The organism is Treponema socranskii subsp. socranskii VPI DR56BR1116 = ATCC 35536 (genome assembly GCF_000468115.1).
In the GTDB taxonomy this organism is placed as follows: domain Bacteria; phylum Spirochaetota; class Spirochaetia; order Treponematales; family Treponemataceae; genus Treponema_D; species Treponema_D socranskii.
In genome coordinates, this window is sequence record NZ_AVQI01000016.1 from 35,523 (window position 1) to 58,321 (window position 22,799).

The following is a 22,799-nucleotide window of genomic DNA, read 5'->3' on the forward strand; positions in this document are numbered from 1 at the left end:
GTTATCTTCCGATCGAAATCGACTCGGCATCTCCCGCATCGTCAATTTTGCCGTCTTTTACGACACGGGCGCGGGCGGGAAGCACTTTATCCGCAGCGATAAAATACCGCACGAGTTCGTATATACACCATGCCCCGCATCCGATAGATATGCCCGTACACACTTGAGATGCACTCTGCCACTTTTTTGCGCTTTCGATATCCGTATAGCCTTTCGAATACGCGATGCTTTCGGTATAAAAAGTGCCGTAGGTATAAAACGTCGCCAAAAGGGATGTGACAAGCACACTGTACGACGTGTACAACCGACGTCGACGCCTATCGATATATTTGCTTCTGTCAAAGGGTTCGGCGCGGAACGCAAGGGAAGCGTTGTCTTTGAGCATGCGATACGCGATGTAAAACGGAGCGGCGGATCCGTCTTTCGTGATAAATTGACCGAGCACCGGCTCGTCGTTGATTATTAATTTTATCGGAAGATTTTCTTCGTCCGTTTTTCCCGCTTCCGTTCCGTTTGCAAAGAGCGTTCCGACGATCGGTTTTTTTAAACGGACAAAAAGCGACGACGGATTATCGGGTACGAGTTCCGCCGAAATAGAAAAACTCCTCGCGCCGCGGAACGCATAGGACGTGCCCGCCTGTTTAAAACCGGGAGCCGAAAACAAAACCGAATGAACGCCCGCCTGTACGACAAGACGGTCGGGGACTTCCCGGTACACGATATCGTCGACGCTGATCGTGATGTGCTCGGCGGCTTCCGGCGGCGAGACCGTAAAAAGCAATTCCACGGGCATAGCATTCGTTATTTCGGGCGTAAGGAAGCGCGCAATGCGTACGGCAAGCGGACGAATATCCTCAAGGCTCCCGACGTCGGTTACGGTGCCGATAACCTTCGCACCCGGATACACGATGAGCGACACGCTTACGGAAACATAGCCTCCGTAAGAAGTCATCGTACCGGTTAAAAGCGCGTTGATCTTTGCGGCGACGACAGCGTTTTCAAACGCGCGGCTTTCGTACCCCGCTTTTTTCGCAGCTTCTCCCGCATCGAAGAGCGCGGAAAAATCGCCTTTATACAAACTCACACGTTCGCTACGAGGAGTATCGTCTGCATCGCTCCGAAATAAATTAATAAAACGCTCCCTGTCGCTGCGCTCCGCGTCAGGCCTTCTGTCTTCGACAACCGCACCCGCTTCGATGTTTTTTTTGCGCCGCCTCTCGCGTTCCATATCGGGTGCGGCTTTTTCGCGTTCTCGTTCCTCTTCGATAAGATTTTTTTCAATTTTTATTTTCAATTCCGCAATCTTTTTGTCGGCATCCTTCAGTTTCGCTTCCAGCTGCTTTTCGGTATAATCTCCGAGCACGAGAGAATCGCGCACTTGCACTTCCCGCGAAAGCTGCAAAAAGAGATCGATTCTGCTTCGCGAAAGCGCGTATTCGCTTCGGTCGAGCCGCTCTTCAGCCGTCGGCATACGCTCGAGGTTTTCGGCAAGCTGTTCGAGGATAAGGGCGGGAACAGTCCGAGAGGCGGCACCGTCGGACGGAAAAACATCGCGCTTATCGGCAAGCGTAAATTGTTCCGCGCCGATAATCCAATCGGGAGAGGCTGACACCTCGTCCGCGGGTGCAATCGAAATCAAACAGAAAAGATGAATAAAGCCGCAGAAAAAAAATTTAGCGGTGGAACGTCGAAACGGCCGAAAAAATTCGATTTTTGGAAAACTCGAAATCAAATGTTTACACTTCTTCGTCATCGTCTCCGCCGCCTTCCATCGGAAGACCTTTCCACCGGGCAATGAGAAACGCGTCCATAAATTGATCGATGTCGCCGTCCATAACCGCTTGGATATTGCCCGACTCGCATTTCGTGCGGTGATCTTTGACCATCGTGTACGGCTGGAATACATAGGAGCGAATTTGATTGCCCCACGATATGTCTTTTTTTTCTCCGCTGTATTTGGAATTCTCTTTTTCTCTTTGTTCGCGGTAATACTCATACAAGCGCGAGCGCAGAATATTCATCGCGATTTCGCGATTCATCAACTGACTGCGTTCGCTCTGGCACGCGACGACGATGCCGGTCGGAACATGCGTAAAGCGCACCGCCGATTCGGTTTTATTGACGTGCTGCCCGCCCTTGCCGCCCGCGCGGTATGTGTCCACGCGGAGGTCTTCCGGACGGATATTTACTTCGATCGTATCGTCGAGGACGGGATACACGTACACCGACGAAAAAGATGTGTGACGTCTCGCATTCGCATCGAAGGGGCTGATGCGCACAAGCCGATGGATTCCCGCTTCGCACTTTAAATAGCCGTATGCGTAATCGCCCGAAATCTGCATCGTAACGGACTTCAGTCCGCCTTCGGCTTCTTCCTGATCGACGATTTCGATTTTAAACCCGTGCCGTTCCGCCCATCTCGTATACATGCGGCTCAGCATAAAAGTCCAGTCTTCCGCTTCCGTTCCTCCGGCTCCCGCGTGAATCGAAAGGAAGGCGTCGTTCGGATCGACTTCGCCTGAAAGCAGATTCAAAATGTTGAGCTTTTCGAATTCAGCTTTTGTCTCTTCGTACATCTGCTCTACTTCCGCTTCTTCATCCGCACCGCCGCTTTCTTCGGCGAGCTCGAGCATCGCTTCCAAATCGTCCTGTTTTTTCAATAAAGCGCGCCACGGCTCGACGCGGTTTTTCAAGCGTTTTATTTCATTCATGACGCTGCCGGCTTTTTCACTGTCGTCCCAAAACCCCGGAGCGGCGGTGAGCGCTTCTTTTTCGGCGATTTTTTTGTCTACGCTCGCAGCGTCAAAGACGCCCCCAAACGTTCATGATATCTTCGCGAAGAGCGGAAACGGGCATTTTTACATCTTCTATCATATAGACACTCCAAAATTAATAATCGCATTTCAAATTAACAACCGACACCATTCAAAATCAACAACCGGTATCCTGATTAATACTATATCGCTTTTTGAAATTGCAATTTTCAGAAATTTTCCTTAGACGGATTTATACCGCCTTCGTTTTCCGTATCGTCCGCTTTCAAAACGCATCTCCGCCATTTTTTACGATGCAGCTCCGTTATGGAAAACATACCCTGCACCGGATACTGATACATGCGCACCGTATCGTAGTAATTCGTCACGCGGTCGATTTCCCGCTTGAGCTGCGAAAGCTGCATGACACCGACGTCGGCGCTTTCCCAGCACGCGCGCTGCACTTTGTGAAATCCGTAATGAGCGAGCACCGAAGCGAGCGACTGAGCCGTATCGACTCCGCCCGGATCGAGAACAACCGATACGAACATATCGTATAAGCATAAAAGAAAGAGCGAATTATGTCAAACGGACGCGCGACAACGAACGCGCAAGAATTGATTTTCCCGCCGTTTCGCGCTATCATAATCTCATGAAACGCTTTCGACCGATTGTCACGGGAATCTTCTTTCTATCCGCAGCTCTTCCCTTTTTTGCCGCCGAGCGTCCCATCGTCACCGGCATAAAAGCCGAAGCCGGGTCGGGAAAACGCATTTTCCTTACGTGGACGCCGCCTCGAAATCCCGAACCCGCCGTCACGTCTCTCGCAGTATTCCGAACGGAAGAGCCGGCCGCGTTTTTTTCGGATCCGGATTCCCTCGTCCCGATCGTAAAGCTTGCAAAAGACAGCGCATCGTTTACAGACAACGTTCCCGACTATAAAGATTATTATTACGCCGTCATCGCCCTTACGGAAAAAGGACGCTACGACATCGTTATCCCTTCGGTAAATGCGACGGTAAACGGCGTGCGCCCGCGGCTCCCGCGAAAAAACGCCGCAAAGGATACGAGCGCATCCGTGCAGGAAAAGCTCTACCCTGAAGGCGCCGTCCGCGAAACGCCGCTTCCTTACATCGATTTGATTGAAAGCGTAAACGAAAACAAACGGACGGCTATGGGCAGAAGCGCGCGAGCACAGGCGCGGCTTCTTGCAGGCTCCGCGGAAACTATGCACAAGATGCTTTCGCCCTATGTGTTCGAAGAAGATTTGATTTCGCCCGACGGAGGCGATGATTATCTTTTATTCGACGTTTTGAAAACGACCTTTATCAAACGAAAATACGCCGATGCCGAAACCGAACTTTTACGCCTGCTTGCGACGAACCGGAGCGAAGCGGTTACGTCCCGAGCGCGTTTTTACTTGGGCGAATCCTACTATTTCAGAGGAAACTACGCCGATGCGGTAAACGCGTTTTTGTACGCGGCCGACGCCTACCCCTCCCTCGCAAAAAAATGGATCGATTCGTCGCTCGACTTCATGCAGCTGCCGAAAAATTAATAGGTTCAATTTCGAGTTTGCTAAAACTCGCAGGACTGTCGAAAAAGCAAGTAACTTTTAAGACAGTCCCTTTTCCATCCGTTTCGTTCACCAACTGAAGGGCGAGTTTGGAAAGTAAATACAATTATGCATACGGCAAGATTCCGACCGTATGCCGAAACATCTTGACGTGTGCGCGATGCGGCGTAGCAGCGGGAGACACGCGTGCGACTTTGTGCGTTCCGCTTGCGGAAGCCTTGCTTAAAAGCACAACCGGAGCGTAAGCGGGGATTCCGCTGCGAAAGCCGCGTTCGCATATGTCTACAAAGATTGTACGTTGGTCGTCCTCGCCGTAAACATGGCGCTATTAGCTGATACTTTCCAAACTCGCCTTTCGCCAATTAATAAATACTTCGGATAATGTCGACGAGCACGGGTTTCCGCCTTTCGCCCAAATCGCCGGCCGGTACCGCTTTCGGCCGTCCCGAATCGGCGGCACTTCCCGTACCGGCAGACGGCGCATTATCGACGACGCGGGATGCGTTTCCCGCTTTGCTTTCCGCAGCTTTATCGGGCATCGAAACGAGCACCACTTCATCGCCCGTGTTTACTCGATCGTAAAATCCGCTCTTTACGAACTCGCCTTCCGACACTTCTTCTCCCGCTTCGGTGATCGTAAGCGTACCGAGCGCGTCCCTGTCGGCGTATGTCAATCCGATTTCCGAATCCGCCGTTTTGAGAGAGTCTTTGGGCACGACGGCGAACACCGCGCCTTTTTGCAGCAGTTCGGATCGACCGACATCGATCAATAAATTCGTCCCGCTCCTGTCGAGGATTTTTCCGCGGACGGGCAAACTTGAAAGGACTGAGGAGCGCAACCTGCGCAGCACGTTCGTATAACGTCCGCTTCCGGTGCCGTAAAACGACATAGGTCTGACTGCCGAACCCGTACGACCGGAATACATCGTCGCATCGAGGACGATGTCGCGTTCGCCTTCGTCGAACGAAAGCATGATAAAATAATCTTCGCCCGCGCTCTGTGCTTTTCGGTACGCTTCCCCGAAGCCCGAAACGGGAGCCGTTCGTGCACGCACGAACGTGACGGAAACGCCCGAAAACATATCGGCGGCAAACTCGGCGGTGATCATCGGAAAATCCGCGTGAACGAACTGTGCTGTATTTTGCGTATAGTACAAACCGATGCGCCAGCGAATTTTATCGAGGTAAAAGGGTTCGACGTTCCACCGCTTTGCAAGCGAATCCTGTAAAAGCGAATCGTAAGCTTCGACGGTGTCGTCCAAGCACTTTTCGCTCGTACGGCGCGCTTCCGAAGAAACGCTTGAAAGGGGATCCCGGTTATCCTGTACGAATTTAAGCTGTTCGAGGCAGAGTTCGTGCAAACCGTTTATGTCGAGCATTTCGGCAAAGGCTCTGCGCGCCGCGGTATCCGTCGGGTTTACTTTCAGCGCCCGCTGGTACTCGTAGCTTGCGCCCGTGCCGTCGAAACGCTTCATATATTCGCCTGCATTTTTTATGTGCCACTTCGACCATTCCTTTCTCCGCGCATCTTCGATCGGAACGGTTTTATTGACCTCGAGTTCGAGAGCCGCGCGCATCACTTCATCGAAGGGATCGACCGAAAGCCCCGTCGTCCACGTTGCGATCGCAGCCGCCGTATTTCCCTCGCGGTACTGGGAGAGCCCTTTTAAATACCACGCACCGCGCGCGTTCCTCGACCTCGCTATTCTGAAATCCGAAACGTCGATCGCATCGGCGTATTTTTTTTCCGAATACAATATCGAAGCGAGCAATTCGTAGGCTTTGTCGTAGCGGCCGTTTATCTCAACTGCCGTGCGAGCCGCTTTTTCGGCGGCTGAAAGATTGCCCTGCATTGCGGCAAGCTTTGCGCTCATATAGTGCACTTCCGCTTCGCCCGAATGACAGCGCAGCGCCTGCGACATATAGCGGGAAGCAGCTGCCACATTGCCGCGCTCGGCTGAAACGAAAGCGAGACTTAAAAGCGCTTTGCGGTTCGACGGATCTCGCTCGAGCGCTTCGGCGTATTTCCCTTCGGCGGCGGAAATCCTCCCGCTGAAAAGGTCGAGCTCGGCCATACCGAATCTCGCGTTGACGTCGTTCGGATACTGCGCCAATATTTTTTCGAATATGAGCCGAGCTTCCGAAAGATTTCCGAGCGCAATGCGGCACATACCCCGAAGATTTTGCACAGCCGTACTGTTCCGCGCATATTTTTCGGCGGACGAAAGATAGCCGAGCGCCGTATCGTATTGACCGAGCTGATACGCGCACTCGGCGAGACGAAACCACGCATCTGCGTAAGCGGGATTTACGCGCACGGCTTCCAAAAAAAGTTCCGTCGCTTCGTACCACTCTTCCCCGTTTTGCCGTTCGACGCCGCGCGAATAAAATTCGGCAGCCGTCGGAGGAGAAGCAAAAAGCGGAAGCGCCCAAAGGAGAACACACAGCGCACAGAAAACGGTTTTCCGTTTTTTTTGCGCAGCCGGATCGATGACGGACTCCGTCGATATGTGAAAACGGAAAAAGCGGTTTTCGCCCGCATTCCGCTTATCTGTCATATTATTTGTCATCCTCTTTTTCATCTCCGCTTTTTCGAATTACTTTTATCATATTGATACGGTGACCTTCCATATCCTGTACGATAAAATCGAATCCGTCCCACGACGCCTTTTCGTATTTTACCGGAATCTTTCCGAGCAAATCGAATACAAAGCCGCCGAGCGTATCGAAATCTTCCGTCGGAAACTCCGCGCCGATCGTTTCGTTCAAATCGTCCAAATCTATGCGCGCATCACACAGCCAAATATTGTTTCCGAGCGTGATGATATCTTCCCGCTCGTTGTCGAACTCATCCTGAATGTCGCCGACTATCTCTTCGATGATATCTTCCATCGTAACGATGCCGGAGATACCACCGTATTCGTCGATAGCGATCGCGATGTGCAGGTGCCGCCGTTTAAACTCGCGCAAAAGCGAATCGATGCGCTTCGATTCGGGAATAAAATACGCTTTGCGGAGAATCTTTTCGAGATCGACCGTTTCGTGAGAAGCGAAAATGTGAATCAAATCTTTGACGTAGAGTATGCCGACGACATTGTCGATGGATTCGCTGTAGACCGGAATGCGCGAGTGACCGCTTTTGGCGATCTTTTCCATGAGTTCGTCGAGTTCGGTATCGACGGAAATAAAATCGACGTCGATACGCGGAATCATCACTTCCTTTACCGTCGTGTGCGACAAATCTTCGATGCCGCGTATCATGCTCCGTTTTTCTTCGTTGATAATCTCCTGCTGTTCGGGACTGACCGCTTCCGCATCGGAAGCGGCTTCTTCCTTTTTGCGTCCTAAACCGAATAATCCCATATACCACCTTACCCAATTATTTTTTCGCCGCACAATTTCGCAAGCACCTGTTCCTGTATGACAAGCATATCGCATTCGGGAGCTTTACCCTCTTCGATATGCTCTTTTCCGTGATCGTATCCGTTTAAATGCAAAAGACCGTGCACGATAAGACGCTTGAGCTCAGAGTCTTCATCCGTCTCGAACGCGGCCGCATTTTTCGAAAGCGTGTCGAGACTGATCGCAATGTCGCCCGCACACTTCCACTCCGTGCCCTCTTCGTCTATATATGAAGTTCCGTTTTCAAACGAAAGCACGTCCGTCGCCCCTTCGATGCCGCGATACGTTTTGTTGAGAAACGCCATGTATGCATCGTCGCACAGCAAAATCGAAATCTCCTCACCGGAAAAACCGAGCACGCCGAGCGCCTTTTGTGTAAAAGGCGCGACGTTTTCAATCCATGACGGAAGCGCGGCATTTTCGGAAAGGGACACGGCGATCCTGTCAGCCATTCGATTTTCCCGCATCCGATTTTTTATCGTCGTTTTTATCGCCCGGCTTTTTTTCATCCTTTTTGTCGCCGGATTTATCGGCTCCTTTTTTATCGGAAGCTTTGTTTTCTTTTCGATCTTCGTCGGGATTTTTTTGATTCGGGTATTCGATTCTGTTGTGATAGTAACCTGCAAGCAGCTGAACGAAAGCGCCCTTTATCTTTGCGATATCGCGGAAAGTCAAATCGCAGTTGTCGAGCTGACCGTGTTCGACCTTTGCGTTGAACAGCGTTTGAATGAATTTATCCAAGCGCGACGCGGACGGATTTTCAAGCGTGCGGCACGCGGCTTCGACGGTATCGGCGAGCATGACGACGGCGCTTTCGCGGCTCGTCGGAGGAGTACCCGTGTAGCGGAATTCTTCGGGGCTCACGTTCGGATCTTTTTCTTTTGCCGCGTTGTAAAAATACGAGATGACGCTGTTTCCGTGGTGCTCGGCGATGATGTCGATGATCTGCTGCGGCAAGTGCATTCTATACGCTTTTTCGACGCCGCGCTTTACGTGGCTTTTGATGACGGCGACGGAAAGGGAAGGATTGATATCGTCGTGTTTATTCGTGCCCGTTTGGTTTTCGACAAAGTATTCGCTCTGATCCATTTTGCCGATGTCGTGATAATATGCGCCGACGCGGGCGACGAGCGAATTTGCTCCGATTTCACGGCATGCGCTTTCGGCAAGCTGCGCGACCATGAGCGAATGCGTATAGGTGCCGCTCGCGGTGAGCATAAGACGACGCATCGTCGGATTGTTGAGATCGCTTAAATCCATAAGGCGGAATACCGATGCGGTATTCAAAAGCAATTCGAGCGGCGTCAAAAAACCGAGTGCGAGAATACCGGAAATAAATCCGTTGAACGCGGCGCCGGCGAGAGCGGCCGGCATCCGTTGAAAGCTTTCATTATCGATGACGATGAGTACGATCATACACACGATATCGACGAGGGCAAGCAGGAGCGATGCCACGACCATATCGATCCGCCGCTCGATCCGCCGCACGATATTCGTCGCCGCAAAACACGAAAGTATCGTGTAGAGAAACGGAATGAGCGCCCAGTCGGCGGCATTGTATACGCCGAAAGCGGCGACGGCGCAAAACAGTACGGAAGAAAGCTGACCGTACAAAATCGCAACGAGCAGCGTACAGAACGCCGACGGAATGATCACCGGCAGCATATACGGAGAAGAAAAGGCGGGCATTTTGAGCGCAAATGCGGCGGCGGCATAAATAAAAAGAAAAAAGACGACTTGCAGCACAGATTCGCTCAAAAGGATTTTTCTGCCGAACGGAAGAAACGCAAACAGCAAAAACCACACGACGCCGAGAACAAGCAAAAATAATTCGTTGTTGAGGAATTTACGGTAATCGAAATATGCGGGTGATTCGGCGAGCTTTCGAAGCTTGTCGTAATTTTCCTGCTCGATCGCAAAACCCTTGTGAATGATCCGCTCTCCCTTTTGAATCGCGATCGGATTATCGTAAGTCGCCGCAATGTCCCGCGGAGCGATTATATCGCGGTCGGCGATCTGCCCTATTTCAAAATCGTGAAGCGAAAACGACGCAATCGTCTGACTCGTCGCAACGTTTACGAAATTGAGAGCGGAAACGGCGATATAACCCGCAACGATCAAAAGGATAACGCTGTAGTGCTTTTTAATATAATCGGTACATGCCGCTGCAAAACCGCGATTGTCATTGTCTTTCTTCATCTTCATACGCCTTTACTATCTTTTTTACAAGCGGAGCGCGGATCACGTCGTCCGCCGTCAATCTCATCGTTGCGATTTCCGGAATCGATTTTAATAATTTGAGCGCGTGAACGAGCCCGCTTTCCGTCCGGCGCGGCAGATCGATCTGCGTGATATCGCCGGTGACAAACACTTTCGCGTTTTCGCCCATCCGCGTCAAAAACATTTTCATCTGTTCGCGCGTCGTATTTTGCGCTTCATCGAGGATGACCACGCTCGCTTCGAGCGTACGCCCGCGCATATACGCAAGCGGCGCCGTTTCGACCGCACCCGATTCGACAAGGCGCCTCACCATTTCCCGCGGCACGAGAGATTCCATCGCGTCGTAAAACGGACGCAAATACGGGTTGAGTTTTTGTTCCAAATCGCCCGGAAGGTAGCCGAGACTTTCTCCCGCTTCGACGACGGGGCGCGTTACGACGAGTTTCGATGTATTGTGCGAAAGAAGCATTTTCAGCGCTTCGGCGACCGCGAGAAAGGTTTTGCCGCTGCCGGCAGCTCCCGTGCAGATGACCATATCGAACGAGCGGAGCATATCGATATACCGCGCTTGATTGTCCGAACGCGGATATATCTTCCGAAAACCTCTGGGGATCGAAATCGCACAGCGTGAAATGTCGAGACGCGGCTGCGTATTTAAAACGGACGCGATGATATTTTTGCCGTCTTCGTCACCGCTTTCTATTTCGTCGAGAATCCGATCGATGATAAAGCGGAACTTTTCGCGGACGACAGGATCCTCTTCATCTACGGAAAGCTCATTCCCCCGCGTAAACACCGGCACGCCCAAATGCTCTTCGATGAGTTTCAAATTGCTGTCGTTCGTACCGCAGACACAAGACAAAACGTCAGCATCCGGCACGACTATCGTATAAGCGCTATCCACAACCCTCCGGCACCCGCACCCCGATCATCACCGTCAAATATTGTATAAAATTATAAAGGCAGAGGATAATTTATGCAAGAGCGGATAATTCCGAGCAGTGCGCAGGAATTATGCGCGTCTCCGATAAAAGAAAAACGGCTCGGCCGTTTTTCGCCTCCCGACTTACAGAGCAATTCCGAGCAGTGCGCGACTTGCAACGAGCGCGTTAGCGCAAAGTTCCCCGCGCAGGAATTATGCGCGTCTCCTATCACACGGAGCAACGCAAGCGTTACTCCGTGTGTCCTCATAAGGAATTGCAGTCGGCTTTCATACCTTCTATTTCATCCGGAAGGATGAGATATGAAAGCCTCCGCACGGATAAAAGAAAAACGGCTCGGCCGTTTTTCGCCTCCCGACTTACCAGAACAAATCCGAGCAGCGGAAAATCGGTTCAAACGGGGCGTTGCGGGGTGTCCCCGCTGGAAGGGGCAGCGCGCAACGAAGTGCGCGCGAGGGGAAGACTTTCCCCCTTTATTAAATTTGAACGTACATTCGAAATTGCAAGTTTGATTATTTTTCCATTGTGTGCTATACTTTAGAGAATATGGCAAAAGCTACGACTTCGAAAAAATCGATAAAACCGGCAGCAAAAGCTAAGTCGCCGGTAAAAACAAAAAAAGCTTCGGTTAAACCTGCAAAATCCGTTGCTAAACCTGCGGCAAAAACCGCTGCAAAACCCCGTATAAAAACCGCAGCAAAGGCTTCCGTAAAAGCCGGTGCAAAAACGCCTGCAAAATCCGCCGCAAAAAAACCGGTAAAAGCTGCGCTCGAAAAAACAAAAAAGCCGATGCAGGCTAAAGCTGCTTCAAAAACTGCTGCGACAAAATCGAGATCGGCGTCGCTTTCGAAAACCGCAACGGCGAAATCCGCTTCAACGGCAGTATCAAGAATCGAAGCGGCAAAGACGGTGTCGAAAAAATCGAAAGCTTCAAGGTTCCGTATAAATCAAAAAATCGTCTATCCGAGTCAGGGCGTCGGAAAAATTACCGACATCAACGAGCAGATTTTCCGCGAGCAAACGATGCTGTATTACAATATCTATATCGAAGCGTCGGATATGGTTGTCATGGTGCCGGTAGAGCGGGCGGAAGATCTCGGTATCCGAGCCATCGTCTCCGCTTCGGAAGCGGAAAAAGCGCTCAACCTGCTTTCCGACGATTTCGAGCCGATTACGTCGGATTGGAAGCTTCGCTATCAGATGAATCTCGATCTTCTCAAAAAAGGGAGCATCAACGACATCGCGACGATCGTGCGCTGTCTGTACAACCGCAGCAAAGTAAAAGAGCTTCCGATTCTCGAACGAAAACTCTACGATTCCGCGCGGAAATTGCTCGAAGATGAAATTTCATTTGCAACGGGAAAGTCGCTCAAAGAAGTCGAAACGCTGATTCACATCAAACTCGAACCGCCCGGATCCGCACCGAAAGTCAAACACGTCATCAATATCGACGATGACGAAGACGATAATCTTATGGACGACATGAACGCGAGTTCGAGCGAATCCGACGACGGTGATGCTTCGGATGACGATTCGTCTTACGACGACGATTCGTTTTAATGTATGAATGGCAAGTTTTGAAAGTAAAGCATCATAAAAATGGTTAAAAAGCACAAAATCCCCGCTGCCGTCATCATCGTCGCGGCAGGCGCTTCTTCCCGCATGGGCGAAGGGGTGCGAAAGCAGTATCGACCGCTCGGACGCGGTACCGTTCTTTCGGAAGCCCTTAAGCCGTTTTTAAAAGCGCTCGACTGCACTTCCCTCATCATCGCGATCCCCTTCGATGAAGACGAAAGTCATGCACGCAAGGCGCTCGCATCCGATGCGGAAATCGAAGCGCTGCTCGACACAAAACCGCTCTTTGTGCGTGGAGGCGTAACGCGGCAAAGCTCCGTAAAAATCGCGCTCGAAGAAGCGGCAAAAAACAATCCTCCGGCGATCGTCTTAGTGCACGACGCCGCTCGCCCCTTTGTCACCGAAAAAATTATCGTGCGTACTGCGAAAGCCGCGCTCGAATACGGGGCCGCCGTACCCGCAATCCCTCCGGCGGATACGCAGAAAATTATTAATGACGAAGGCTTTATCGTCGAGCATCTCAAAAGAGAACGGATGGCTGCGGTTCAAACGCCGCAAGCATTCGATTTTATGCGCCTGCTCGCCTCCCATCGCAAAGCGGAAAACGACGGAAAAGCATATACGGACGATACGGAGATTTGGGCAAAATACGAAGGGGACGTGATGACGGTACAGGGTTCGCCTGAAAATCGCAAAATCACGTACGCAGGAGATATGCATACGCAGACATTTCACACGGGCTTGGGCTATGACGTACACCGGCTTATTTCCGGAAGAAAATTGATGATCGGAGGAGTCGTCATTCCGTTCGATAAGGGCGAAGACGGTCACTCCGACGGAGATGTGCTCCTCCATGCGATAACCGATGCGCTACTCGGAGCCGCTTCTCTCGGCGATATCGGAAGTTTTTTTCCGCCGGAAGATGATGCGTGGAAAGACGCCGATTCCGTTTTTTTATTAAAAACCGTTTGGGAAAAAATACGAAAACACGGTTGGAAACTTGTCAATATGGATTGTGTCGTAAAACTCGAGCGCCCGAAATTTCTCCCGTACCGCGCGCAAGTTATCGAATCGATCGCACACGCGCTCGGCGGCGAAAGCGATTCGATATTCGTAAAAGCGAAGACGGGAGAAGCGCTCGGTGACGTCGGTAAGGGAGAAGCCGTAGAAGCGTGGTGCACCTGTCTGCTTGCAAAAAACTGAACACGCGGCGCCCTCGTTTGCGGCGCGCCGTCCTCTCTTACGGCGAACGACGCGGTTTTATTCGGGCAGCTCGAGCACCATCTCTATTTCCGTCTGCGTCCGTTTCATCGTGCGCGCAATCTCCTTTACCGTCCAACCCTGCTGTTTGAGCTGTTTGATATTGTCCCTGTCCTGGGGCGAGAGGCGCTTGTCTTCTTTTGCCGGATGCTTTTCCAAATCTTTTTTCGTCAGCTGATTGAGCAGCTTAAATTTCGATTCGATATCGGTTTTAAGCTCTTCGAGACGAGCTTCACTTCTGCCGATGCCCTGCCGCGCGGAAACGAGCGCATCCATGCGCTTGTCGGCTTCGGTGAGAATCGCATCGAGCGATTCGAGCTTCGTCACCGCCTGTGCGAGTTTCGGCCCGCTCTTTAAAAGCTTGTCGACGTCTTTTTGCACGTCTTTGATTTCTTGCGGCAGCGATTCCGTTTGACGGACACACTGCTTTAACTTGTCTTCAAGCGTTTTGAGCGCGTCAAACGATCTGTTGACGTCTTCGTTTACGCGCTCGATTACCGTTTGCTTTTGCTCGAGCCTGTCGTAGGAGCCGCTAAGCGAATGCAGCTTTTCCTGAAAATCGCGCACGGCGACTTCAAACGTCTGCAGTTCGTCGTAGGAGGTCTGCAAGCCGCTTATCTTTTCATCCATCGCACTCGAAAGATTGATCATCTTGTCGTATTTTTGTCCGATCGAATCCACTCGCGCTTTTTGCGCATCGAATTCTTTTAAGCGGCCGTTTATATCGTCGTACATTTTGTGCAGAGCTTTATAACTGTCGGCAAGCGAAAGCGCCGTTTCGTTATACGAAGCGAGTCGGGCAAAATCGTCGTCGAGGGCGGCGATCCGTTCGTCGAGCGCTTTTTTCATCGCTTCCGCTTTTTCATACTGCAGCATCTGCGACCGAACGTTTTGCAATTCGCGGTTCAGCTCTCCCATGCGGCTTTGCATTTCGTCCTGATCGCTTTGCATTTTAAGCACGAACTTCGCTTGGTTTTCGCTCGACTGTGCTTCGAGCGAATTGATTTTCCCGCGCAGATCGCTGAGCGTTTTTGCCGAATCGGCGCTCTGCTTGCTTACGCGCTCTTCGGTATCTTTGAGCATCTCTTCGTACATGGCCTGCAAGCGCTCGAGTATTTCTTCGGAACGCGACTCGTACATATCGAGCGATTCGTCGGTTTTCGTCTGCAGTTCATTGACCGAAGCCGAAAGAGAAGCCTGCTTTTCTTTCATGTCGGCGGAATAGGTTTGGAAATCAGCGAGGAGCGATTCGCGGGCTTCGTCGATTTTATTTTGCGAAGACGATTTCAGCGTATCGAGCTGCCCTTTAAAAACGGCATTCGATTCGTCGAGCTGCTGTTTGAGATGCTGCTTCCACGTATTGAATTCGGAAAGCGCGGCATCGATCGTCGACGCGCCCGTCTCTTGCCGGTTCAGCACGGCTTCTTCGAATTTTTTCAAGCCGTCGCTTAATTCCGACTTTACCCTTTCGAGCTCATCGTTCATCTTCGCTTCGTATTGACCGGCGACCGTTTTCAAATACTCATCCGAAATCGCCTGCGTTTTGTTTACGCGCTCCTTCGTCGTTTCGGCAAAATCGTCCACCGTCTTTGCGATGCCGTCGATCTGTTCGCGAAGCGCGCCGTTCGCTTCTTTGACGCCGGAAGCGATGCGGCTAAGCTGTTCGTCGTTTTTTTCCTGCAGCGCGTCGAGCTTCGCTTTTAAATCTTCGCTGTACTTTATTTCGAGCGAACGCCGGCCGTTTTCACAGTCTTCCGTAAACAAGGCGAGCTTTCCGTCAAACGAATTTTTCCACACCGTCAAATCTTCGGCAATCTTTTCGGCGCGCGTTTTCAAATCGTCGTCGATGCCGTCTTCAAAATCTTTCAGTTTCGCTTTTACGTTTCCGATCGCCGACTGCTTTAATGCGTCGACGGTTTCTTCAATCGTGTGCAGCTGCGATTGAATCGCATCGGAATCCGCCTGCAGGGAATCCGAAAATTCTTTATGCTTTTTCTGTTGAGTTTCGGTAAACAAATCGAAATCCGAAAGAACACGTTTGCGTATTTCATCCATCGCTTTGCGGAGATTCGCTTCGAGCGAATCGATATCTTTGCCCGACGTTTCGAGCCGCGAAAACTGATATGCCAAATCCTTTTTATACGAACCGAATTGAGAATCAATCGCATTGAGCGCATCGGACTGCTGCTGTTCGCACTGTTTCGCAATCTTGTAAATCGATTCGGTGAGCGCTTTGTCAAGATCTGCAAGTTTCGTTTCCGACTGCGCACGGAATTTTTCGATCTGCTCGTCGACGAGCTGTATCTTTTCGGCAAGCTGCGGTCCCGCGCTGTCGGCTCTGCGCTGCGCTTCATCGCAGGCGGCGCGAAGCTCTTTGATCGCACTTTCGGCATCGTTCACGGAATCGTCCGTACGGCGGGAGATTTCGACAAGCGTTTCGGAAAGCGATGTTTTAAACGCGTCGATTTTATGCTGGACTTGCGCCTGATATTTTTCCAAACGCTCACCGGAGGCGGCGGAGAATTTTTCGAATGCGGCTTTTTCCTTTTCGTCGGCGGCGGAAACGGCGTTTGCAAACAGATTGTTGTAGCGCGACTCGATATTTTTCACTTCCGATTCGAGCATTGCGCGCAGCCCTTCAAGGCTCTTTGCATTTCCTGAAACGTTTTGTGAAATAAAATCGGACGTCGCCTTCACCTCCGAAAGAGATGCTGCGAGATCGGAGGAAAGCTTTTCGATCCGTCCACCGTATTCGGAACCGAGAGAAACAATGCGCTCGTTGAGGTCGGCCGCTACGGCACCTTCTTTTTCATCGTACATCGCCGCAATCGATTCGGCCTGCTTTTCAAGCGACGAAGCTTTTTCTTCGTAGGCGCTGCTCAGCTTCGAAAAGAGCGCATCGAATTTCGCATCGAGAGAAGCGATGCGTCCGTCGTTTTTTCCATCGATCGATTCGAGCTGCTTTGTATATTTCCCCTGCAACGAATCGATTTTTTCGTCGTAGCGTTTTCCGAATTCGTCGATGTGCTGCTTGTATTTTTCATCGAGCGATGTCAGCTGTTTTTTTATATTCGCAACGATGTTGCCCGTCGAATCTTTAAAAGCCGCAACCGCTTCCGCAGTCTTTTGCGTAAGCGCCCCGTCGATTTCGGCTGCTTTCTTTTTATACGTTTCCGACAGGGCGCCGTATTGAGAAGCGAGTGCCGCGTTCGTCTTCGCCGCAAGCTCTTTGTATTTTTCCGACAACGCGCCGTATTGCGCCGTAACGGACGCATCGGTTTCGTTCGCTTTTTGCATATATTTTTCGGAAAGCTCGGCATACTGCCGATCGAGCTTTGCACCGTAGTCTTCCAACCGCTTTTTATACACGTCGGTAAACTGCGTATACTGCGCATCGTATTTTTTTATCATCTCCGCAGTGCGGCTGCCGATTGCGCCGTCAATCGAGAGGATTTTGCCTTCAATTTCCTGCATCGCTCGGGCAATGCCCGAATCGAGGCGGGCGGCAAGCGTCGTCATTTCGCCTTCGTATTTGTCGGAAAGAGCACGATAGCGCTCCTGATACTTTTCGTCGACATCCGCTTCCGCTCCCGCGGCGGCTTCAATCGCTTCGTCGGCACGGGCATGCACGCGGCTTTCCGCTTCAGCGATGCGCTCGTCGACGAGGGATTCGATTTCGGCAATCTTGTCTTCGATCGTCTGCACGTATGCGTCGCTCCTCGCCTGCGCCTGTTCGCTCAAATGGCGGAACGCCGTATCTTCAAGCGAGTCCGCTTTTTTCGCCGCCGAATCGTACACGCCTTCTATTTCCGATTGAAAGCGAACGAGCGCATCATCGGCCTGCTTTCCGAGAGAGGCGATATGCTCGGCGAGTTCTTTTGAGCGTGCATCGTATTCCTGCAGCAGCTTCGCGCCGAGCAGTTTCAACTGTTCGCCGTTTTTTTGCGAAAACTCTCCGGCGATGTGCGGAATGCTCTTTTCGATTTCGTCGATCGTCTTTTTTTGTGCGTCGATGCGCGCGTCGAGTTTTTCAACGATGAGCGCTTCCTTTTTCAGCCTCGTTAAATTTTCTTCGACGTTCATCGTCATCTCTGCAAGAGACGCGAGCGATTTATCGTAGCCGTTGATTTTCGCTTCGGCGGCCGCGATCGCTTGTTTGTATTTTTGCAGTTCGTCCGCTCCCGCTAAAAAATCGTCGCGCTCTTTTTGCAGACGTTTGATCCCCGCAGCCGCCTGCAGGTATTTCGTTTCGAGTTCCGCTCCCGCGCTCGCTATATTCGCATCCTGTTTTTTAAAATAGTCGTCAAAGCCTTCGAGCCGTTTATCGGCATATCGCTTGACCTTTTCCATGGAATTATTGTCTCTGTCGAATTTTCTAAATACAACGACGATTACCGCGGCGACGGCGGCCGCTATCAAGATTGTGACGATATCCACTTTTCCCACCCGTGCGGTTTAAACCGCTTTCTATATTAGGATCGGCACTGAGTAATCCGCATTCGGATTCAATGCATCCCTATACCACATTCTTTATTGTAACACAATTTTACGCAATTGGCGATAGTCGCAAAAAGAAATATCGGCTTTTCGGGAAGATATGCCGAGCAAATTACGCCAGAGAGGCTCAAAATGCGCCGCTTTCATGCCCGCATTTTTTGCGCCGACGACGTCGTATGTAACGCTGTTTCCGACATATAAAATATGTTCCGGTGCGATGCCGAGTTTTTCCGCAAGCACTCGGAAAGGATGCACCGCAGGCTTCAGCGCACCGGTGGTTTCGGTACCGAGCAAAACATCGCAGTATTTTCGAAGCCCCCATAGGCTGCCTTTTTGTTCCGGAGGAAAATCCGACATGAGCGCGATTTTTAAACCTGCAGCGTGGAACGCTTGAAACGTTTCTTCGACATGAGCGCACAGCGGAATCGATTCGAAAAACGGAGAAAGCCCCTTGTATACGATCCGCTCGAGCCGCGCTTCGGCCGTTTCAACGCTGCACCCGATCCGCTTTGCAAGCATTTCGGCCTGCGTCGCATAAAAATCGTCGAGCACGCCCATATCGTGAATTTTCGAACGTACGATTCCGTACTGCAAAAAAAAATGATTGAATCTGAAAAAGTGAAACATCATGCGCGCATGAAGATCGCGCGGCTTATACAACGTGCCGTCGATATCAAATGCAACCGCCTGTATGTCTCCGATGTTCGCCGTAAGCACTCCGCACCTCTTCTTTCAAGCTTACCGTAAAATTCGACGATTAACAATAGCGAATGAAAGCGCAGACGGCTGCACGCAACTGTCGTATGCAAGAAGTCCCGCAAAAGCGACACAACGTGCAATTTCTCCTCGCAGCGTTTATATATTTGAAAATCGACATCCGGCAAAGCACCGTTACAAATCTTTCGCATCTTGAAAATATTCCGCAGCGGTTTTTTCCACGAGCATTTCAAAAATTCCGCAAGAGGCGGCACGGAGCCCCTACTCTTCTGCGAATCCGGCTGCGGCTTTTTCGGCACGCGCAGCGACTTCTTTGCTTTGAATGTCTGAAGGCGCCTGTTCGTAGCGCGCGAATTCGTAGCTGTAATCTCCGCGGCCGCCGGTCATCGAACGGAGTCCCGTACAGTAATCGAAAAGTTCCATCTGCGGAACGTCTGCTTCGATTATCTGTTTGCCGCCGGGAGCGGGATTCATACCGAGCACGCGGCCTCGCCTTTTCGTCAAATCTCCCATGACGTCTCCGGTGTACGCATCGGGGACGACGACTTTTAAATTGACGATCGGCTCGAGCAGTACGGGACTTGCTTCCATAAAGCCTTTTTTAAACGCAAACTTCGCCGCGGTTTTAAATGCGATTTCGGAAGAATCGACCGGATGATACGAACCGTCGTAGAGCGTCGCCTGCACGCCGACGACAGGGTATGCCGCAAGCGGGCCGCGGGCAGTCGATTCGGCGATGCCTTTTTCGACGGCGGGAAAATAATTTTTCGGCACGGATCCTCCGACGACTTTTTGATCGAACGCGTACGGCTTTGTAAAATCGCCGGTCGGAGCAAAGCGCATTTTGACGTGTCCGTATTGTCCGTGCCCGCCGGTTTGTTTTTTGTATTTGTGTTCGACGTCGGAATTCTTTTTTATCGTTTCGCGGAACGCAACTTTCGGTTTTTCGATCCGCAAATCGATTTTATATTCGTCTTTCAAAATATTTTGAATGACATCGAGATGCAGATCTCCCATGCCGTACATGAGCATCTGTCCGTTGACGGAATCGTTGACCGTTTTAAACGTCGGATCTTCCGCAGAAATTTTCGCCATCGCCTGCGCAATTTTATCGACGTCGGCTTTATTGACCGCGTGGTAGCGCAGGTACGTATACGGAACCGGGAGATCCTGTTTCGGATATTGAATCGGCGTCGCCTTCGTCGAAAGCGTATCGCCCGTCTTTACGTCACCCAGTTTTGCGACGGCGCCCAAATCGCCGGCATGGAGTTCGGAAATTTCCGTCGTTTTATTGCCCTGCATGATGTAAAGCTTTCCGATTTTAAATTCGGAAGCCGTCGATGCGTTGTAGACGAGATCGTCGGTTTTAAAGATACCCGAGCGGATTTTAATAAGGCTGTATCTGCCGAGAAAAGGATCGACAATCGTCTTAAATACGAAAGCGGTCTTCGGCTTAAGCACGTCGAAGTTAGCTTTGAAGATTTCGTTCGTGCTCGTATTGATGCCGGACACTTTGCGGCTTTCCGCCGCCGGCATGTATTTTTCAATGTCATCCATAAGATTGTACACGCCGTGCACCGCAGTACCCGACCCCATGCACACCGGTACAATCGAGCCGTCCTGTATGGAAAGACGCACCGCTTCGCGTATTTCCGTTTCGGAAAATTCTTCGCCCGCAAAAAAGCGTTCCATAAAATCTTCCGACGTTTCGGCAACCGCTTCCATCAAAATCGTGTGATAGGATGCCAAATGTTCTTTCGAATAATCGGGTATGTCGGTCGGTTCGACGACACCGATCGCTTTATAGCGGAACGCCTTTTGCTGAATGACGTTGACGTAACCGGTAAACTTGCCGTCGTCGCGGATCGGCATATTGAACGGTGCGATCTTTTTGCCGTACACCGCAGTCAAATCTTCGATCGCTTTTCTGTAGGAAACATCGTCGATATCCATATCGGTTACGAAAAACATGCGCGGCAGATGATACTTTTCGCACAGCTCCCACGCTTTTTCGGTACCCGCTTCGATGCCCGATTTCCCCGATACGACGATGATTGCGCCGTCGGCGACGCTCATCGCTTCGTCCACTTCGCCGGAAAAATCGAAATAGCCGGGAGTATCGAGGATATTGAATTTATAATCGTTCCACTCGACGGGAACGAGAGACGTTCTGATCGATATGCCGCGCTTTTGCTCTTCTTTCGTAAAGTCGCTGACGGTATTTTTGTCTTCAACGCGGCCGAGCCTCGTCGTCAGTTTGCTCAAATAGCACATCGCTTCGACGAGCGTCGTTTTTCCCGCCCCCCCGTGTCCGAGAACGGCAACATTTCTGATTTTATCGGTTGTGTAGACCTTCATGATGCATTTTCCTCCAAATTTTATAAATATATACGAATATTGTACTACGGTATTTGTGAAAACGCAAATAAATTTTTCGGAGATTGCGGAAGACCGACGATTTACTGTGAGGCGGCGTTGAAATCCGAAAAGGTCTTACTGCGGGTTGAAAGTTGCGGTCGTGCGCATACGCACGAGATGGATAAAATCGCCTTGAAACATGCGCGAGAATTCTGCGAGCGTCGATTCGGCATTGTTTCGGAATACGGTGCACTGAAATTTTCCAGCGTCGTCGAAATACGGAAAGAAAATCGCGCATTGATTGAACGCGTGCACTTCGGGAATTCTTTTGCGATCGGTTTCGCGAATCGCCGCGAGGTAGCATTCACCGGGATATTCGGCTGCAAAGACGTACAAAAGAGAAGCGAGTGCGGACGCGGGATAGCCGGAATCTTTGACATACCCGACGGTATTCTTTATGCCGTCCGCCGTCATCTCCGCTGCAAACGGATCTTCGGTCATATCGACGCCCGATTCGGGATAGCGGTAGGTTTTGCCCGTCGCGACGGAAAACACTGCCGCGGCAAGATTCCGCGTCCAGTCGAGCGCAAAGGATATATTGTATTGTTCCGAAACTACGCCTTGAAAACCTACGGGATCGTAGCTCACCGTCGGCTCGAGGAGCGGCCGCCGCTTGAGTCCGCCTCTCGTCATCGGATAGACGATACCGTCGGCGATCCATTTGACGAAGCCCGCGGAAGAAAGCGACATTTTGCCCGCGTCTTCGGCGTGCATACGGCGGGGCGCACCGGTTAAAATCGACACGGGATTTCCGTCTTCGTCGTACATCGCGTCGTCGGCATAGACGAGGTTTGCGAGGCGCGAACGGATGACCCGTATCATCGAAAGGGTCGTATCGTATGCGCCTTCCCGCCGGGCGGCATAGCACCACGGAAGCGTATTTTTCGTGAGAGCTGCGACATCGGAAAACGACATCGCATAAAAGCGCTCGAAGGGAAGACCCGTAGGAACTTGACGCGCGCAATAGTTTCCGAAAATGACAAAATCTCCGTACGCGCTTTTGCCGAGCGGAGAAAATTGGACGTACACGCCGCTGTCGGGTGCAAAATAATAGCGCACGCAAATCGGATTTCCCGAACGCTTATTCCGGATGAGAAGCCATGCGCCCGGTGCCGATGACGAATAGACGTCCTGCACCGCCGTCGTTTTGCCGCTTTCGGAATATACGTCGACCGGCATTTCCGTGCGCGGAGCGACTACGACGGAAAAAGTCGTATCGGTTTCTTCGAGGCGGATTTGGAAGCGGTTTCCGTCTTTTGCCGTACGCACTTCGGTGCGGTTTTCTCTGACGGACGAAAGAGGGGACTCAAACCACGTTTCGCGCAGCTCTTTCCGTATATCGGACGAATCGGGGACAAGAGTCTGAGCGAAAAGCACATTCACCGCCCCACAGACGAATGACAGTAAAATTAATAATTTTCCGGCAGCACTGCGCATTGC

The 22,799-nt window shown here is 51.2% G+C and carries 15 protein-coding genes; 3 read left to right on the forward strand and 12 right to left on the reverse strand.

Annotated elements, in window-relative coordinates; genetic code table 11:
- Position 1: 1 nt before the first annotated feature.
- From HMPREF0860_RS02335 to HMPREF0860_RS02350, 3 genes are all read right to left on the reverse strand, one after another.
- Entirely contained in the window at positions 2–1,639 is a 1,638-nt protein-coding gene (locus HMPREF0860_RS02335) for a hypothetical protein (RefSeq protein ID WP_156002019.1), read from the reverse strand.
- A gap of 97 nt (positions 1,640–1,736) precedes the next feature.
- A protein-coding gene (prfB, locus tag HMPREF0860_RS02340; protein ID WP_156002022.1) for a peptide chain release factor 2 occupies positions 1,737–2,874 on the reverse strand; the annotation gives its coding sequence in 2 pieces (ribosomal slippage) (positions 1,737–2,804 and positions 2,806–2,874; 1,137 coding nt in all).
- Positions 2,875–2,983: 109 nt separating this feature from the next.
- Positions 2,984–3,304: a CRISPR-associated endonuclease Cas2 gene (locus tag HMPREF0860_RS02350; protein ID WP_021329760.1), complete on the reverse strand. Its 321-nt coding sequence runs from the start codon at positions 3,302–3,304 to the stop codon at positions 2,984–2,986.
- Between the two features lie 101 nt (positions 3,305–3,405).
- On the opposite strand from HMPREF0860_RS02350, the gene HMPREF0860_RS02355 reads away from it, so the two are divergent.
- A complete protein-coding gene (locus HMPREF0860_RS02355; RefSeq protein ID WP_021329772.1) occupies positions 3,406–4,311 on the forward strand; it encodes a tetratricopeptide repeat protein in 906 nt (301 codons plus the stop codon).
- Between the two features lie 380 nt (positions 4,312–4,691).
- Here HMPREF0860_RS02355 and HMPREF0860_RS02360 read toward each other — a convergent pair whose 3' ends face one another.
- From HMPREF0860_RS02360 to HMPREF0860_RS02380, 5 genes are read right to left on the reverse strand one after another with little or no spacing between them, the layout of a single operon-like run.
- Complete coding sequence (locus HMPREF0860_RS02360) at positions 4,692–6,887, reverse strand: tetratricopeptide repeat protein (protein WP_021329768.1); 2,196 nt, start codon at positions 6,885–6,887, stop codon at positions 4,692–4,694.
- A 1-nt stretch (position 6,888) separates the two neighbouring features.
- Positions 6,889–7,692, reverse strand: a complete 804-nt coding sequence (locus HMPREF0860_RS02365; protein ID WP_021329778.1) for a hemolysin family protein — start codon at positions 7,690–7,692, stop codon at positions 6,889–6,891.
- An 8-nt stretch (positions 7,693–7,700) separates the two neighbouring features.
- A complete protein-coding gene (gene ybeY, locus HMPREF0860_RS02370) occupies positions 7,701–8,183 on the reverse strand; it encodes an rRNA maturation RNase YbeY (RefSeq protein WP_021329819.1) in 483 nt (160 codons plus the stop codon).
- Positions 8,176–9,936, reverse strand: coding sequence for an HD family phosphohydrolase (locus HMPREF0860_RS02375; protein ID WP_231364298.1), 1,761 nt, complete (start codon positions 9,934–9,936; stop codon positions 8,176–8,178). Before HMPREF0860_RS02375 ends, ybeY begins: the two co-directional genes overlap by 8 nt.
- The gene (locus HMPREF0860_RS02380) at positions 9,914–10,855 is read right to left on the reverse strand and encodes a PhoH family protein (RefSeq protein ID WP_021329758.1); all 942 of its coding nucleotides are present in this window, start codon (positions 10,853–10,855) and stop codon (positions 9,914–9,916) included. The genes HMPREF0860_RS02375 and HMPREF0860_RS02380 overlap by 23 nt, the downstream gene beginning before the upstream one ends.
- A gap of 583 nt (positions 10,856–11,438) precedes the next feature.
- Between HMPREF0860_RS02380 and HMPREF0860_RS02400 the strand changes: the two genes are divergently transcribed.
- Both HMPREF0860_RS02400 and ispF read left to right on the forward strand, forming a co-directional pair.
- Positions 11,439–12,452, forward strand: coding sequence for a CarD family transcriptional regulator (locus tag HMPREF0860_RS02400; RefSeq protein ID WP_021329788.1), 1,014 nt, complete (start codon positions 11,439–11,441; stop codon positions 12,450–12,452).
- Between the two features lie 39 nt (positions 12,453–12,491).
- On the forward strand, positions 12,492–13,670 hold the full coding sequence (gene ispF, locus HMPREF0860_RS02405; protein WP_021329773.1) for a 2-C-methyl-D-erythritol 2,4-cyclodiphosphate synthase: 1,179 nt from the start codon (positions 12,492–12,494) through the stop codon (positions 13,668–13,670).
- A gap of 57 nt (positions 13,671–13,727) precedes the next feature.
- Here the strand turns inward: ispF and HMPREF0860_RS02410 are convergent, their stop codons facing one another.
- The 4 genes from HMPREF0860_RS02410 to HMPREF0860_RS02425 form a co-directional block, all read right to left on the reverse strand.
- The gene (locus HMPREF0860_RS02410; RefSeq protein WP_021329785.1) at positions 13,728–18,164 is read right to left on the reverse strand and encodes a SpiroCoCo family coiled-coil protein; all 4,437 of its coding nucleotides are present in this window, start codon (positions 18,162–18,164) and stop codon (positions 13,728–13,730) included.
- Between the two features lie 93 nt (positions 18,165–18,257).
- Complete coding sequence (locus tag HMPREF0860_RS02415; protein WP_021329757.1) at positions 18,258–18,941, reverse strand: HAD family hydrolase; 684 nt, start codon at positions 18,939–18,941, stop codon at positions 18,258–18,260.
- 261 nt (positions 18,942–19,202) lie between these two features.
- Complete coding sequence (locus HMPREF0860_RS02420; RefSeq protein WP_021329821.1) at positions 19,203–21,299, reverse strand: elongation factor G; 2,097 nt, start codon at positions 21,297–21,299, stop codon at positions 19,203–19,205.
- A 135-nt stretch (positions 21,300–21,434) separates the two neighbouring features.
- On the reverse strand, positions 21,435–22,796 hold the full coding sequence (locus HMPREF0860_RS02425) for a hypothetical protein (protein ID WP_021329806.1): 1,362 nt from the start codon (positions 22,794–22,796) through the stop codon (positions 21,435–21,437).
- Positions 22,797–22,799 lie beyond the last annotated feature (3 nt).

What these genes read in the sequence shown, in the direction of transcription:
- HMPREF0860_RS02350 (WP_021329760.1), bottom strand. Translation starts at nt 3,304, where the DNA reads ATGTTCGTATCGGTTGTTCTCGATCCGGGCGGAGTCGATACGGCTCAG.
- HMPREF0860_RS02355 (WP_021329772.1), top strand. Translation starts at nt 3,406, where the DNA reads ATGAAACGCTTTCGACCGATTGTCACGGGAATCTTCTTTCTATCCGCA.
- HMPREF0860_RS02360 (WP_021329768.1), bottom strand. Translation starts at nt 6,887, where the DNA reads ATGACAGATAAGCGGAATGCGGGCGAAAACCGCTTTTTCCGTTTTCAC.
- HMPREF0860_RS02365 (WP_021329778.1), bottom strand. Translation starts at nt 7,692, where the DNA reads ATGGGATTATTCGGTTTAGGACGCAAAAAGGAAGAAGCCGCTTCCGAT.
- ybeY (WP_021329819.1), bottom strand. Translation starts at nt 8,183, where the DNA reads ATGGCTGACAGGATCGCCGTGTCCCTTTCCGAAAATGCCGCGCTTCCG.
- HMPREF0860_RS02375 (WP_231364298.1), bottom strand. Translation starts at nt 9,936, where the DNA reads ATGAAGATGAAGAAAGACAATGACAATCGCGGTTTTGCAGCGGCATGT.
- HMPREF0860_RS02400 (WP_021329788.1), top strand. Translation starts at nt 11,439, where the DNA reads ATGGCAAAAGCTACGACTTCGAAAAAATCGATAAAACCGGCAGCAAAA.
- ispF (WP_021329773.1), top strand. Translation starts at nt 12,492, where the DNA reads ATGGTTAAAAAGCACAAAATCCCCGCTGCCGTCATCATCGTCGCGGCA.
- HMPREF0860_RS02420 (WP_021329821.1), bottom strand. Translation starts at nt 21,299, where the DNA reads ATGAAGGTCTACACAACCGATAAAATCAGAAATGTTGCCGTTCTCGGA.
- HMPREF0860_RS02425 (WP_021329806.1), bottom strand. Translation starts at nt 22,796, where the DNA reads ATGCGCAGTGCTGCCGGAAAATTATTAATTTTACTGTCATTCGTCTGT.